The sequence below is a fragment of the Dyadobacter chenwenxiniae genome (assembly GCF_022869785.1).
Taxonomy (GTDB): domain Bacteria; phylum Bacteroidota; class Bacteroidia; order Cytophagales; family Spirosomataceae; genus Dyadobacter; species Dyadobacter chenwenxiniae.
Window position 1 is genome coordinate 3,976,891 of record NZ_CP094997.1, and the last position, 15,550, is coordinate 3,992,440.

A 15,550-nucleotide genomic window follows, 5' to 3' on the forward strand; every position below is an offset into this window, starting at 1 on the left:
CACCATTTGTGTGCATTTCATTAACATAAATTCAAAAGCCATGTTCACGCAAATTCTGAAAACAATCGCCGGCGGTATCCTCGGTGGCGTCGTTCTTTTCCTGATCCCGTTCCTGCTTTTCAAAGCACTTTTCTTTTTCCTCTTTATCGGCCTCATCTTCCGGCTTTTTGCAGGAAGACGCTACGGTTACCACAGATGGAGACATTATGATCCGTATTTCCACAGGTTCGATGATCGGCGTTTTTATGAAGGAAAAGAAGGGTTAAGGGACCCATTTTATCAAAATCCAAAAAATATATAAGCCATGAAAAGAAGAACAAGAATGCTGCTGGGCATCAGCGTAGCGCTCATTACCGCAGCCAGTTTACATTTTACAGTAGGACACCGCTTCCATCACCGCCAATGGGGACATTACGGACATAGCGACTGCGGGAGCCATTCGCGGTGGGGCGACAAAGATCGCTTCGAAGACAAATGCATCCCGGGAGCCGACGGGCGCAGAGAGCCCCTAAATCCCCTAAAGGGGACTTTCCCTGCGGTATGACAAAAGTCCCCTTCAGGGGATTTAGGGGCAAAACCAGCAAAAAAGCAAGTCCCCTTCAGGGGATTTAGGGGCACAAGCACCCAAAACATTTCTAATTTTCAAACTCAAATCAAAAACAAAATGTGCAATAATAGATTTGGACAGCGTGGTTATGCCATGCGCCATGAATATTCAGGGAAACAATTTGGCGGGAGCCACAATTATCGCGTTCCGGTCAACATTGTGAAGAATGACACCAATTATGAACTAATGGTCTTCGCGCCTGACCGGGCGAAGGAGGATTTCAAGATTAGCATTAAGGGTCATGAACTGACCATTTCTTATGTATCCAATAGCGAAAAGGAAGACAACAGGAACTGGATCCGGGCATGAATTCAGTAAGGCTTCGTTCGAGCGGTCGTTTGTGATCGATGAGACGGTGGATTCGGACAACATTGTGGCAGAGTATTACAATGGAATCCTTCATCTGAACCTGCCGGTCATTCCTGGCTCTGACAAACCTGCTCAGGAAATCAGGATCATCTGAAATTGGAGTAGTGATTAAACGAAGAAAGCCTCCGCATGTGCATGCAGAGGCTTTTCTGATTACCAACGCTTAACAAATATTGGTTACACTAACCAAAAGTCTATTTATAGGCCGGGTCTTGAACCAGTGTTGCAGTTCCTTCCTTGTATGAACGGTCGATCGCTTCCTGCGGAATCGGGAAATATTCGTTTTTGCCTTTTGTAAAAACGGCCCCTTTCTTATAAACTCGCTTCGTTGACTCCACGGTCACATATTTATTCAATGTTTCCGCCGCTATGCCCCACCTTTGCAGGTCGAAAAACCGGTGACCCTCCATGGCAAATTCAAGACGCGATTCAAAACGAACAGCTTTACGCGCTGTGGCCGCATCCGCCCAGGGCTGGTCGTAAGTTTTGATCACATAATTGGCAGCGGGCTCGTTCAGAACGGTGTAGTCGTCCCGTGATTTACTTCCCTGAACGGCCTTTTTCACAAATCCCGCAGGATTTGCTGCCCGCGTGCGTATTTGATTCACCAGTTTCCTGGCATTTTCGAGGTTACCCAGTTCCACTTCCACTTCTGCAAGCCAAAGCAATATCATCCCGTAACGCATAATTCGGTAATTATTGCTGGACAAATTACCCCAACCATTAACCCCAAACCCGGCCTTTTCGGAGATATGCTTTTTAGGAGAATACGGGCCGGCATAAGTTGGATCACGGATGAAGTCGCTGCCATGGATTTTGAAATCTTTAAACAAAATCCCCCTACGGCCAACCGTCTGATCGAGCCGCGGATCAAGCGGACCGGTGTAGGGCTCAAATGGATCTGTGTATTTCAGCCCCTGGTCATTTTTCACGTCACTATCATTGAATGTGTCCAGCAATGGAAGCCCAGTCGCCGTTGTTTTAAATGCATTCACAAGGTTTTGGGATGGCTGGTAAAATCCGCAACAGCCCCAGGGATCAATGTATGGATGCGCCAGCCCTACGCCCGCATCCGCCGCGTCACCGGAAGCGCTTGATACTGAATATTGTATTTCAAAAATCGACTCTTTATTATTACGGGTCGCAATCAGGAAATTGTCTTCAAACTTTGGTGCCAGCGAAAACTTGCCTGATGCGATAATTTGCTCAAAAATTGGTTTCGCCTTCGTCAGAGCAGCTGTGTTTGGAGCGCCGGTTGTCACATTCCAGCCCTGATACATGTAGGCTTTTCCTAGAAATGCGAGCGCAGCCCACTTCGTCGGACGTCCTACTTGCGACTGTGTTTCAGGCAAGCCTTCGGAAGCAGCTTTAAAATCTGCCTCGATCATTGGCCAAACATCTTTGTCATTCGGAATTTTGGTGCTTTCCAGATCGTCCAGTTTATAGATCGTTTCATCAATGTATGGGATCGTTTTCCACATTTTTTTTGCCTCAAAATGGAAAAGACCGCGAAGGAATCTGGCTTCTGCAATGATCAGTTTTCTTCTGGCCTCACCCACTTCCGGAACCTCCGCCAACGTATTGATCACATCATTTGTGCGCGCAACGCCTTTGTAGAGACCGCGCCATTTGTTCTTAATGTGATTATTGGTTGGCTGGAAATCATATTTTTCGATAAAAGATTGCTCGGGCTGGTCACCTGCATCCGTTCCTTTATAAGAATCGTCGGAAGCCAGTCCGCCAAAAACCCAGCTCTGGATATCGTTGTTCCAGGAATCCTGTCCATCCAGGCCTTGCCCATCAATCATCGCATAAGCGCCAATCAGCAAACCTTCCACGCCACTGGGCGTTTTCAGAGCAGTTGGGCTGTATTGCCCCTGTGGATCTTTTGATAAAAATGAATCCTTACAAGCCGTCACGATCCCGATCGCCAGGCCGATGGAAAGCAGATATTTTAATAATGTCGTCTTCATATATGTTCAGTATTTTAAATCTGTTTGAAAAGCCGGTTTTAGAACGAGAAATTCAGACCGACCAGGAACGTCCGGGAAACGGGCATAAAACCACCGTCAAAGCCAAGTGTATTATCTTGTCCCGGCTGGCTGTTGCTCTGAACTTCCGGATTCAAACCCGTATACTTTGTCACGGTCAGCATATTCTGGCCCTGAACGTAGATCTGCGCATTGCTGAACCCAATTTTTGACGATGCCACTTTTGGCAATGTGTAGGTTAGCTGAACATTTTTGAGGCGGAAATAAGTGCCTTTTTCAACAAGATAGCTTGAAGGGCGACTGCTGATCTGGTCATCCGCATCCATAATGGGCACAGTGCCTTCCTTGTGGTCCGGCTGCCAGGCGTCATAAAGCGCGCGCTTGGCACGATTGCCTTGGAAAGTGTTGAAATCGGTGAAATAACGCAGATAGTTGAATATTTCATTTCCAACAACACCGTTACCAAAGACAGTGAGATCAAAAGCTTTATAACCCAAATTCAGGTTAATCCCGTAAACAAAATCAGGGTGGGGATTTCCTATAACGGTTCTGTCATCGTCTGTGATCTTACCATCACCATTGATATCCGCCATTTTGAATTTTCCTGCCTTGTTATATTTTTCGTAAGGAGCCCATGCCTTTGCTTCCTCGTCCGATTGAAAGATCCCTAACACTTTATAACCATAATAGGAAGAAAGCGGCAGCCCGGCCTGTGTCAATGTTACGGCAGGAACGCGCGACCCGGCACCAAAATATTTGGTGTTGGCGCTTTCGTCCAGCTTATCCACCGTGTTTCTGTACATAGAATAGTTCGCTGACAAACCGTAACGGAAATCACCCTTCATCAATGTGTTCCGATAGCTGATTCCGAGGTCAATTCCTTTATTCGTCATCGCTCCCACATTGAATGAAGGTGCATTGGCGTCACCGGCTGTGAATGTGATTGGAGTAGAGAACAGCATATCCGCCGTTTTTCTATTCCAAAAGTCGATTTCGAATGTTAATGCATCGTTCAGGAATGTTGCGTCCAGACCTAGGTTATTAGATGTTGTGGTTTCCCATTTCGCATTAGGATTACCAAATGAAGATGCATCATATCCGATCGTTGGCTGGCTTGGTGAACCGTCAATGGGATAACCGGCATGGAATATATCAGCACGGTAAGTGGTAAACGCATTGTAATCCCCGATTTTCTGGTTGCCTGTCCTACCCCATCCGTAACGGATTTTAAGATCATTGATAAAGCCGAATTCTTTCATAAACATTTCCTCCGACAAGCGCCATCCTACGCTGAAGGCAGGAAACAATGCACTTCTGGAAGCCGCCTGGAAACGGGATGAAGCATCATTTCTCAGGATAAATTGCAGCAAATATTTATCCGCATAGGCATAGTTAATTTTCCCGAACTGCGAATAAAGGCTGTAATCCCTGTTTACACCGCCATAGTTTGTTGCCTTTGTCGCATCCCCAAGATTCAGATAATTAATAATTGAAGGAATTTCAAATGCATATCCCGAACGGGCTGCACCAAATTCCTCAGCAAATTCGCGGATTGCTTCTATCCCAATATAGGCGTCCACTTTATGATTAGTGCCAAAATTGCGGGAATAGCTCAATGTGTTGGTCCAAACCCACTGATAGGAATAATAATCGGTTGAAGTGGATCCGTTGTTGAAGCTCCCTTCCACATATTCCGGGTTAGCACGACCGATGTAACGACCTCTCTGGCTCACGCCGTCAATACCAAGGCTGGTTTTAATTGTCAGGTTTGGAATAATATCGAATTCACCGTACACGTTGCCAAATGCGCGCAAACGATAAGTTGTATTGTCTTTTTCACGGAAAAGTGTCGCGTAAGGATTGGAGTTGTTACCTAAATTGGCTCCTCTTGATCCGGCAAAGTTACCTGCAATGTCATAAACCGGAAGCAACGGATGGTGCTTGTAACTTCCCGAAACCGCATTTTGTTCCTGGTTGTTGCCAAATCCTCCTTTCCTGTTGTCAAAAGAAACGGCCAGGTTCTCTCCTACGCGAAGCCGTTTGCCCAAAGCAGAAAATTCCGTATTGGCACGAATCGTGTAACGGTCATATCCAATGAATTTCACAACGCCATCCTGACTAAAATAGCCAATCGACAGCGCATAGCGGCTGTTTTCTGTCCCGCCGGATGCAGATAGCTGATAGTTTTGTATGGGTGCACTTTGGGTCAGCTCGTTCCACCAATTGGTGTCCGCAGCCTTTGTAATGGCATAAATATTGCCCGGCACAAGCGAGTATTTGGCAGGATCGACTTCGGCGGTGCCCTCTTTTCCTCTGCTTGGAAATACATAATCCGGAATGGTTACCTCGCCATTTGGCCCGAATGTGTATTGGCCGTGTGAGGGTGTTTTTCCGGCATATTTATCTGCGAGATATAAATACTTGCCCAATTCCTCCGCATTCAGCGCTTCTGCGTCCTTGTATGTTTTCTGGGTTCCATAATAAGCATTAAAGGAAATCACAGGTTTGCCGATCTTACCGCGTTTGGTTGTGATGATTACAACGCCATTTGCTGCACGGGAACCGTAGATAGACGCAGATGAAGCATCTTTTAAGATTTGAATGGTCTCAATGTCGTTGGGATTCAGGTTACCCTGGTTCTCAGTCGGAACACCGTCAATAATAAACAGCGGATCATTGTTACCAATCGTACCGAAGCCCCGTATACGCACAGTCGCATTTCCGCCGGGCGTAGCGTCATTGACAATGTTAAGGCCGGATGCACGCCCCTGTAATTGCTGGGCAAAAGTGGTGGCCGGAACGGATTGCAGGTCTTTGGCATTCACCGTGGTCACCGAACCCGTGATGTCGCGCTTGGATTGAGAGCCGTAACCGGTTACAATTACTTCTTCCAATGCACTCACATCACTTGTCAGCGTTACATCGACAACAGACCTGTTTCCGATAGCAACTTCCTTTGCGGTGTAACCAATGAAAGAAATAACGATTGACTGTGCGCTGGATGGCACTTTGATGGAATACTTTCCATCTGCGTCTGTGGTGACACCGACACTTGTGGAACCCTTCAAAGTAACGGAGGCACCGGGCAGGCCTGAACCGGACTGCTCATCCATGACTTTCCCAGTAATTGTTAAATCTTGGGAAAATACATTTTGACAAATGAGAAACAGAAGTGCACTTAAGATCAGCCTGCTTCCCAGGAGAAGGTAATTTTGTTTCATCGTATCTAGTTAGGTTAATATTAGTATTACGATCAAAACTATAATTTTTAATCATTAAATAATTCAACTTTTTAACAATAGATATAATTAAATATTTATTTGCATTATTTTAATAATATAATATTAACAAGATTGAACTTTTCCTATATACGCAACCGTTTCCCAAAAAAAATTTAATCTGGTTTTAATGCGCAAACCTGGAAGTGTCAAGTTTACAAATATCAGTATATGAGCTATTTATAATATAAACAGAGTTACAAAATACAAATTCTGTTGGTTATTTCGTGAGGCTAACGAGCGAAATCAGGCGCAAAAAGCCGTCAGAATTATGTATAAAAATAGTTACATAATAAATTAGATAGATTACAATTGTAAATATGACATTTTTTACTAATATAGGAAATATTATAATTAACATACGCAAAAAGCCCTGATGAGTTAACCTCATCAGGGCTTTGTTTTGAGTGGCAGGCATTAGCCCTGTTTCACCTTAACCTTCTCTTTGTTCCTTTTGAATCAATGGCGGTTGCACTTTGGGCGTAGGCAGGCAAGAACAACACGTGCGAAGACTGCGATAAAAACGAAGAACCATAACCCAGTTCCTCGCGTCTGGTTCTGCCTCCTTTGAGTTCTAACAACACGGTCGTTTCTGTGGGCAACAACGAAACCTTTTTCGTTTCCATTCGAACCTTGTGAAACCGAACCGAATCTCTGTTCTGCGATGTAGCGGTAATCCAGTTGCTGCCAGCCGAAGCAAGCTTAATGAGCCCTTTTGCATTGCCCATCGATGCGTATCCGCTCTGCGAAAGGCTCAAAGACTTGAACCCTCCCTTTCCGTTTCCTTTCAGAATCAATCCGTAAAATGCATCATATCGGCCCACGGAGACCTCTGATCCGTAATCATTACCGGTGAGCATTACATCCAGGTTTCCATCCTGGTCAAAATCATCGGCGATCATGCCAAAAACCGGCGCAACTTGTGCCTGGACTGGCAACTCATGCGTAGCAAACTTTCCGCCACCGAGGTTCTCAATATAGCTGGTCTTCATCCAGGTAGCGCTTACATGCAGTGCATCTTTCAGCTCCTCGGGCTTCAAAATTTCGGTCAGACCAATTTGTGCGAATTTCTTGTATTCCTGAAAACGCTGGCGAACCTGGATAATTTGTTTGCCCATGTCGTCCCGTGTGTTGTAAGGAAACTCCTTATATGTGTTGTCGTCTGCGCGGTAATAAACGGTCGGGATGGCGTCAAAATAGCCGTCGTTATTGAAATCCTTGGCATACATGCTTACGGGCTGTTTTTCAGAAGCACGTGCAAGGGAATTGATACCCAGATTGCCGGCTATGTAATCCATGTCACCGTCATTGTCAAAATCACCGGCGGTAATGCTTCCCCACCAGCCTTTTTTATCCTCTAATCCGGACACTGCTTTTTTAAATTTACCTTGCTCATTTTTGAAAAAGGTAAGCGGCATCCATTCTCCTGCCACGAGCAAATCCATCCAGCCATCATTGTCATAATCTGTCCATACTGCATCACACACCAAGCCAATGTTTTCAAGTTCGGGCAAGACCGCCTTCGTTACGTCGGAAAATTTCAATGTGCTGCTTTGCGTGTCATTTCTGAGAATGTGACTGGAGACCGGTTTGGGATAGGCTGCCGATTCCACCCTGCCGCCTATAAAAAGATCCAGATCGCCGTCCTTATCATAATCGACGGCTTTTATACAGGAACCATTCACCAGGAACTGGGGTAATGCAGCGGAATCAATACTGAATTTCCCTTTTCCGTCATTGGTATACAGCATTGTTTTTAATCCGGGTGCGCCTGCGCGTATTTCATAGCTTCCGCTTACAATGCACAAATCAAGGTCCTTATCATTATCAGCATCAAATAGCAGCACGCCCATATCTTCTGTTTCCTTCGTGATGCCCTCCAGGCCAGGCAGCAAATCAGTCACCTTGAATTTCCCGTCGGACTGCTGTAAAATAAAGCGCCCTTTATAATGCATCGCACCACCGATAAAAATATCATCCAAACCATCCCCATTTACATCGCCAGCGGCCATAGCAGGCCCGAATTGTGACAATTTGTGCGGAAGTAATTTTTGAATATTAAAATCGATGACGTCTGTTTCCTGGTGTTTATAAGGCAGATTTATGATAGACGTAATGTCAGTAAACAGCGGAGTCGACAGGTCTTCGTTTTGATGTGATTCAATAGCATCTTTCGCGTCAGCCTCTTGGAACGTCAACACCTGATTTGCTTTCACATTTTTTAAAATCTGTGTTTTACCGCCAGGCCAGGTCACCTTAACCTGATCTATTTTCCTTGTTTTCCCTAGCCCAAAATGAATGAAAGGTTCAATGGTGGACAAATAACCGCGGTAAGGTGAATTTTCCGAAACCTGCCTCACCGAATCGGCACAAGTGATTTCCACAATCGCCCCAATCCCGGCTTTATTATAGCGGCTCCCTTTGAATGCAATACGTAAATAATTGCTTTCTTCTGGTCTGATCTGAATGCTGTTGTTGCGGTAAACAAACGCAGAATCATTGATGTTGTTCACGACAAAATCCAGATCCCCATCACGATCCAGATCGGCATAAGCAGCACCATTTGAGAAGCTTGCCGATTCCAGACCCCATTGTTCCGACACATCCTCAAAGCGGAGATCTCCTTTATTTTTAAATGCAAAATTGGCAATCTTCACAGTTGGAATGTAGTCCAGCATCATCATGGGTTCCATCACACTCGAAACCTCGTTACGATATGCAATGAAATCGAGATCTGTAATGTCTTTGGGGAAACCATTGGTAATGATCATATCCCGCAAGCCATCATTGTCGAAATCCGTAACCATGGGTGTCCAGCTCCAATCGGTTTCAGCGATGCCGCTCAGCAAGCCTATTTCACTGAAAACCGGATTCTTGCTTTTGCCGTCGACAGAACCGCGATTCAGCTGCAGGGTATTCCTTGCAACCTGATATTGATAGCCAAAAAGTTCATTATTCTGGTAAGTGACGTAACTGTTCGCCGGCGTCATCATTTTCTTTCTTCGGTTGGTGGCGGGCATCATATCCACCGCAATTACGTCTACCAAGCCATCATTATTAATATCGGCCACGTCATTGCCCATAGCCGAATGAGAGGTGTGTTTGAAGGATGAGGGCGCTTTGTCTGTGAATGTGCCGTTCCCGTTGTTGATATAAAGCAGATCATTGGTCAGGTAGTCGTTGGTAACGTAAATGTCTTTGTAACCATCCTGATTGATATCTGTAACATTCACGCCCAAACCATAACCTTCTATCAGGATTCCTGCTTCTTTTGAAACATTGGTAAAAACGGGGTGCTTTAACTTCTCGTCCCAGTCATTGCGATAAAGGCGGTCTGTGCGCCTGGAAGATCCGTCGACGATCTTTTTGTGGTATTTGTTAGGAAAATTGTTGTCGTCCATTTCGTTAACGAGCAAAAACAAGTCCAAATCTCCATCATTATCATAATCTAAAAATGCAGCGTTTGTTGTGTGCGTAGTGTCTGCCACTCCATATTCCTTCCCCATTTCCTTGAAAACAGGAACATTGTTTTTATCTAAACCCTGATTTACGTAAAGCAGATTTTCGCGCTCTCTTGCGACCTTTCTTACCGAAGCGCAAACGTATATATCAAGCAGATTGTCGGCATTGATGTCAATTAGCGCCACACCGGTTGACCATTTATCTTTGGCCTCAACGCCCGCTTTTTGGGTGACGTCTTCAAACTTAAAATCGCCTTTATTGAGATACAATTTATTATCGACCGAGTTTCCCGTGAAATACACATCCGGCAGGCTGTCATTATTAAAGTCACCCAGTGCAACGCCTCCACCATTGTACACATACTCGAACGCAAGAATGTTCATGGTATCATTTTCCGCAATGCGATTGGAAAACTGAATCCCCGTTTCATCGCTATCGAGCTGGGTGAATGTTTTCTGTTTTTTGTTGCAGGAGGTGAGCAATACTGCTATGAAAAGTGCTGATAGTAAATATTTTGAGGGCACAAGTGACTTCATTTGAAACAATAAAAATTGGTATATCTTAAAATTAAGAAAAGGAGATGGTAAACTAATACCACCTCCTTTATTTAAAACTTATACTAAATATCAATAACCAGGGTTTTGCACGAGAATGTCTTTGCCCAGCAAGTCAATTTGTTCCTGGGGAACTGGCAGGAACTCGTTTTTCTTGGCTGTGAATTTTGTTCCGCCCAAAGCTCCGCTTAGCTTTTTGCCTTCGTAAGTAAGGTAAGCATTCAGCACAGAATCAGCGATCTCCCAGCGTACAAGGTCAAAGAAGCGATGTCCTTCGCCGGATAGTTCTAGTTTTCTTTCGAAACGAACCGCACTACGGGCTGCATCTTTGCTTGCAAAAGGTGCTTTATAAGTGCTGATCACATAGTTTGCAGCAGCAGCACCATTAGCACGTTTTACAAAGCTTTCAGGATTCGCAGCACGTGTACGCACGAGGTTTACATACTGCCTGGCTTTTTCAAGTGTCCCCACTTCGATTTCAGCTTCTGCCGCCATCAAAAGGACGTCTGCATAACGGATAATGTTTACGTTAATCGCTGTATAACCTGGCGTCCATGAGCTGTTGTCCTGCAATGAACCAACGTCAGTTTTGTAATACGCGTACTTTTTAGGCGTATAGGGTCCTGCATTCGGCTGGTTACGGATCCAGTCATTACCTGGGTGATCGATCCAGTCAAGGAAAGGAAGACCGCGACGACCGATCGAGTGGTCAAGACGTGGATCAACCGGGCCTGCATCCGGCGTGAATGGATCAGAAGATTTCAAGCCCATATCCGTTTTCAACTCTTTACCTGCCGTGTTGTAGGAACCATCCAGATAAGGAAGCCCGCTCGCATCTGTACGGAAAGAGTTACCCAGCTCAAAGCTTGGCTGGAAGAAAGAACAGCAGTTACCAGGACCGTTCGGACCTACGTTGTATGGCCAGTTAAGGTCAAATTCAGGGTTTGCATTGTTCACGCTTCCCGTGTTGGCAGCAGCCTGAATGGCGAAAACAGATTCTGAGTTATTATCGTTAGCCGCTTTAAACGCGTCCTGGAATTTTGGAACCAAGCCGTATTTTTTGCCATTTGTCGTCTTACCGTTTGCAATGATCAGGTCATAAAGCGCTTTTGCCTCAGTGAACTTCTTCTGATACATATAGATTTTCGCCAGGTAAGCTGCAGCTGCCCATTTGTTGGCCCGACCTGCCGCAGTTTGCGTTTCAGGTAGATTTTCGTAGGCGTTTTTCATGTCTGCTTCGATCAAAGGCCAAAGCTCAACCGTGTTAGGAACTGACTCGATGCCTGTGCCATAGTCTTTTGTCTCGTCAACAAAAGGAACATTGTTAAAGCCGCGTTTCAGTTCGAAGTAGTAATGAGCTCTCAAAAAGCGCGCTTCCCCACCAATTCTTTTCTTATCGGCTTCCGTAACGTCTTCCTTCGCAACACCCAGCAGCTTGATAACCAGGTTAGCACGGGCTACTCCTTCGTAGTTTCCTTTCCATTTATCCAAAATTACACCCTGCGTAGTCTGATACTCAAAGCGCTGGATCGGGTTAATATCACTGAAATCCCCAGGATCCGTTCCTTTGTTGGCGTCACCGCCGCGAATACTTCCCCATACCCAGTTACTGGCGCTGGCCATACGGTTTGCGCGCCCGTTCAGCTGGCCATAAACTGATACCAGCACGCCTTCAATCCCTTTTTTGGTTGAAAGCTGCGCCTCATCAAGCTGGCCGGTTGCCGGAATTTCGAGGAAAGTCTCTTTGCAGGAGTAACCGATCAGCATTATCACCATTAACAGTGCTAATCCCCCTTTTTTCGAAATATTATTTTTCATTTTATTCATTTTTATCAAAATCTGTCTAAACCGATATGTGAAATATGTCTTGCGTTTCTTCGATTTTAGAAACCTAAATTGATACCTAAAGTATAACTTCTCGTGATCGGATAGTTACCAACGTCGATACCAAAGTTTGTATCTGCATTTCCACCAACCCCTGGGTCAAGACCTTTGTATTTGGTGACAGTGAACAAGTTATTGGTAGAAGCGAATACTCGCACTTTGGACATACGAACCTTGCTCAGGATGTTGCCTGGCAATGTGTAACCCAATGTGATGTTCTGCATACGGAAGAATGATCCGTCCTCTACGTAAAAGGAGTTAGACTGCGTATTCGTACTGAAATTGGAAGTGCTTTCGAAGATCGGCGTGTCCGTATTTTTGTTGGATGGCAACCATGATCCTTTTACGCGATCACTAACAGCAGCCCCTGTGAATGATGGATAGAAATCTGTAAACCATTTAGAAAGGTTGAAGATTTTGTTACCCACAGAAGTGTACATGTAAGTTTCAACATCAAATCCTTTGTAAGTGAATTTCAGGTTTACCCCGCCTGTAAACTTAGGCACCGGGCTTCCCAGGTATGTTCTGTCATCCGCGTTGATCACACCGTCTTTATTGATGTCCTCGTAACGGAAACGGCCAGGGCCAGCTCCGTCTTGGTCAGGTGCTCCGTCTACTTCTGCTTTGTCCTGGAAAAGGCCCGTCACTTTGTATCCATAGAAAGATGAGATTGCATAACCAATCTGGTTTCTGATCGGCTTGATGCCGCGGAAATCAGGATTTACAGTCAAATACTTAATTCCAGGCGCAAGAGATTCAATGTTGTTTTTCAGAATACCAGCGGTGAAATTCACTTCATAACCCAGGTCATTGGTAATACGGCCGCGGTTAATGATCTGTAAGTCAATTCCTTTGTTCGACATCTTACCTACGTTAACCGAAGGTGCAGCGGCATCGTATCCCGCAGTTGCAGTGATCGGCACCTGGAACAAAAGATCTTTGGTATCTTTTTGCCAAAGGTCAATGATGATATCCAGTTTGCCTTTAAAAAATGTTCCGTCAATACCGATGTTTTTGGTGATACTGGTTTCCCATTTAGCACTTTTGTTACCGATACGCGTCCGGTAGTAACCTTCCAATGCGCTTGAATTGGTTCCGTTCAAGTCATAGGATGACTGGCCAAGACTCGCTCCGTATAAGCTGTACTGGTTATTAGGATCTACGTTATTAGAGTTACCCATCAAACCATAACCACCTCTAAGTTTAAGCTCAGTAATAAAAGGAACGCTCTTCATGAAGTTTTCCGAAGAAATTCTCCATGCTGCAGAGAATGCAGGGAAAACCCCGTAACGGTTGTTGGCACCAAAGCGCGAAGAACCATCACGACGAACAACCCCGGTCAGGATGTAGCGGTCATTGAATGTATAGTTGGCGCGGGCAAATAGTGAGTTGAAGTTAACTCCTTTGTAATAATCACTAAAAACCTGTTTGGAACCAACGTTGTTCATATTAATGTAGTTGATATCCGTAGAGAACGGGTTCAAACCAGAAGAGTTCTGATTTTTTCCAGCGCCTGTGTTCAACGCTTCCTGCCCAATGATCACGTCCAGATTATGCAAGCCGAATGTTTTCTTGAAGTTTGCAGTGTTTGTCAGTGTCCAGCTGAAACGGTGACCTGATCCTTCGTTGTAGCCGAATGCCGAGTTGTTTTCAGAGTTTTCATATTGTAATCTGCTGAAACCTCTGTTGGCATAGTTGTTATACTGGGCTCCAACGCTGGAACGCAATGTTAGTCCGGGGATTACATCCAACTCAATGTAGAAGTTACCGAAACCATTGCCTGCAAAGCCTGCATTGTCTTTCAGACCGTCCCTGCTCGCAACCGGGTTACGCGGGTTGTTGAAACCTTTTGCTGCCGTTCCTGCATAACCGCCGAATTCGTCATAAACCGGGATGATTGATGGCATACGGAATGCAGAAAGGATGTCGTTTTCATCCGCTGCCACACCCTGTCCGCCATTTCCACCACCCTGGCCAAGCACCTGAAGGTAAGTAAACTGCGCATTCTGACCGATTCTCAGGTTTTTCAAAACGTCAAATTCAGTATTCACACGAAAGGCATAACGCTTGAAACCATTGTTTAGCATGATCCCTTTTTGATCCTGAGCACTGAATCCTGCATAGAAGCGGTTGTTGTCACCACCACCTGAAAAGCCCAGAGAATGTCTCTGCAATGGCGCATTCCTTGTGATCGCATCATACCAGTCTGTCCCCTGCTTATTGGCCCTAACTACCTGATAGATAGATCCGCGCGTAGGGTCAACATTGTATTTTAATTTTTCGGCAGCCAGGTCCAGCTCACCGATAACACCTGTTTTTCCGCCTACGTTAATGTAATCTGGCAAGACCGGCTTGTCGCCCGAACCATACTGTCCGCTGGCAACATTGGTGAATTTTGGAAGTGAATCACCCTGGAATGCATCATTTCTGATAGCCTGCCAGGTCCAGTCAGCCTGCTCCTGAGGCGTCAGCATGGTTTGTCCTTTACCAGGCGTCGTTACCCCGAAAAGTCCGTCATAGGTAATGCTGAGCTTTTTTGCTTTCTTCGTTCCTTTTTTGGTTGTGTAAACGATTACACCGTTCGCTGCACGCGCTCCATAAATAGAAGCAGCTGCCGCATCCTTCAAAACAGTTGTTGTTTCAATGTCGTCAGGGTTAAGGAAATCGGTTGATCCTGTTGGCACCCCGTCCACTACGTACAATGGCTCATTACCACCAAAAGCACCAAAACCCCTTACGCGGATCTGGCTGGCTGTTCCTGGCTGACCGTTTGTGATCACCGTAACCCCTGCCACACGGCCCTGCAACTGCTGTTCAACGTTACCCGATGGGGTTGCCGTCAAATCTTTCGACTTAACCGTGGAAACCGCACCTGTTGTTTCTCTTCTGCTATCGATGGTGTAACCCGTTACGATAACCTCCTCCAGCGCCGAAATGTCGTCTTCCATTTGGATGTTGATGACGCTCTGATTGCCAACTGTTACTTCTTTTGTTTTGTAACCAACGAAACTGATTACCAAAGTGCTGTTGTTTCCAACATTAATGGAGAAATCGCCGTCACCGTTTGTGTTTGTTCCCATTTGGGTTCCTTTCACAACCACAGTTGCCCCTGGAATGCCTGTGCCGGCGAGGTCTGTGATTTTTCCGGTTACTTTACGTTCTTGTGCGAATGCAACAATTGCTGCGAAACTTAGCATGAAGGAGAAGAAGATACTCCTGCCGGAGTTCTTGTAGATTCTTTTCATAATACTCGGTTAGGTTAATAATTATTAAGCAATCAAATCTATCATTATTTCCACAAATAATTGACCGTTTTAGATTAATATTTTCTAACAATGAAATAATAGTATTATAAAGAGATAAAATAATGTCATAAATAACGGATTTTAGGGTGTTTATTTATAC

General features: G+C 45.2%; 9 protein-coding genes. 4 read left to right on the forward strand and 5 right to left on the reverse strand.

Annotated features, from left to right (window positions below):
• Window positions 1-40: 40 nt before the first annotated feature.
• The 4 genes from MUK70_RS17000 (at window position 41) to MUK70_RS17015 (ending at window position 1,070) form a co-directional block, all read left to right on the forward strand.
• Complete coding sequence (locus MUK70_RS17000) at window positions 41-301, forward strand: hypothetical protein (RefSeq protein WP_234653959.1); 261 nt, start codon at window positions 41-43, stop codon at window positions 299-301.
• Window positions 302-304: 3 nt separating this feature from the next.
• The gene (locus MUK70_RS17005) at window positions 305-544 is read left to right on the forward strand and encodes a hypothetical protein (RefSeq protein WP_244784427.1); all 240 of its coding nucleotides are present in this window, start codon (window positions 305-307) and stop codon (window positions 542-544) included.
• A 120-nt stretch (window positions 545-664) separates the two neighbouring features.
• The gene (locus tag MUK70_RS17010; RefSeq protein ID WP_244784429.1) at window positions 665-916 is read left to right on the forward strand and encodes an Hsp20/alpha crystallin family protein; all 252 of its coding nucleotides are present in this window, start codon (window positions 665-667) and stop codon (window positions 914-916) included.
• Window positions 867-1,070: an Hsp20 family protein gene (locus MUK70_RS17015; protein ID WP_244784432.1), complete on the forward strand. Its 204-nt coding sequence runs from the start codon at window positions 867-869 to the stop codon at window positions 1,068-1,070. The genes MUK70_RS17010 and MUK70_RS17015 overlap by 50 nt, the downstream gene beginning before the upstream one ends.
• A 100-nt stretch (window positions 1,071-1,170) precedes the next feature.
• Here the strand turns inward: MUK70_RS17015 and MUK70_RS17020 are convergent, their stop codons facing one another.
• The 5 genes from MUK70_RS17020 to MUK70_RS17040 form a co-directional block, all read right to left on the reverse strand.
• Entirely contained in the window at window positions 1,171-2,949 is a 1,779-nt protein-coding gene (locus tag MUK70_RS17020) for a RagB/SusD family nutrient uptake outer membrane protein (protein WP_234608036.1), read from the reverse strand.
• Between the two features lie 38 nt (window positions 2,950-2,987).
• Complete coding sequence (locus tag MUK70_RS17025; protein ID WP_234653964.1) at window positions 2,988-6,188, reverse strand: SusC/RagA family TonB-linked outer membrane protein; 3,201 nt, start codon at window positions 6,186-6,188, stop codon at window positions 2,988-2,990.
• A gap of 485 nt (window positions 6,189-6,673) precedes the next feature.
• On the reverse strand, window positions 6,674-10,243 hold the full coding sequence (locus MUK70_RS17030; RefSeq protein ID WP_234653966.1) for a VCBS repeat-containing protein: 3,570 nt from the start codon (window positions 10,241-10,243) through the stop codon (window positions 6,674-6,676).
• Between the two features lie 90 nt (window positions 10,244-10,333).
• Window positions 10,334-12,079: a RagB/SusD family nutrient uptake outer membrane protein gene (locus tag MUK70_RS17035; RefSeq protein WP_234608033.1), complete on the reverse strand. Its 1,746-nt coding sequence runs from the start codon at window positions 12,077-12,079 to the stop codon at window positions 10,334-10,336.
• 65 nt (window positions 12,080-12,144) lie between these two features.
• On the reverse strand, window positions 12,145-15,390 hold the full coding sequence (locus MUK70_RS17040) for a SusC/RagA family TonB-linked outer membrane protein (protein ID WP_374759707.1): 3,246 nt from the start codon (window positions 15,388-15,390) through the stop codon (window positions 12,145-12,147).
• Between the last annotated feature and the right edge of the window lie 160 nt (window positions 15,391-15,550).

What these genes read in the sequence shown, in the direction of transcription:
- MUK70_RS17035 (WP_234608033.1), bottom strand. Translation starts at nt 12,079, where the DNA reads ATGAAAAATAATATTTCGAAAAAAGGGGGATTAGCACTGTTAATGGTG.
- MUK70_RS17030 (WP_234653966.1), bottom strand. Translation starts at nt 10,243, where the DNA reads ATGAAGTCACTTGTGCCCTCAAAATATTTACTATCAGCACTTTTCATA.
- MUK70_RS17010 (WP_244784429.1), top strand. Translation starts at nt 665, where the DNA reads ATGTGCAATAATAGATTTGGACAGCGTGGTTATGCCATGCGCCATGAA.
- MUK70_RS17000 (WP_234653959.1), top strand. Translation starts at nt 41, where the DNA reads ATGTTCACGCAAATTCTGAAAACAATCGCCGGCGGTATCCTCGGTGGC.
- MUK70_RS17040 (WP_374759707.1), bottom strand. Translation starts at nt 15,390, where the DNA reads ATGAAAAGAATCTACAAGAACTCCGGCAGGAGTATCTTCTTCTCCTTC.
- MUK70_RS17005 (WP_244784427.1), top strand. Translation starts at nt 305, where the DNA reads ATGAAAAGAAGAACAAGAATGCTGCTGGGCATCAGCGTAGCGCTCATT.
- MUK70_RS17025 (WP_234653964.1), bottom strand. Translation starts at nt 6,188, where the DNA reads ATGAAACAAAATTACCTTCTCCTGGGAAGCAGGCTGATCTTAAGTGCA.
- MUK70_RS17015 (WP_244784432.1), top strand. Translation starts at nt 867, where the DNA reads ATGTATCCAATAGCGAAAAGGAAGACAACAGGAACTGGATCCGGGCAT.
- MUK70_RS17020 (WP_234608036.1), bottom strand. Translation starts at nt 2,949, where the DNA reads ATGAAGACGACATTATTAAAATATCTGCTTTCCATCGGCCTGGCGATC.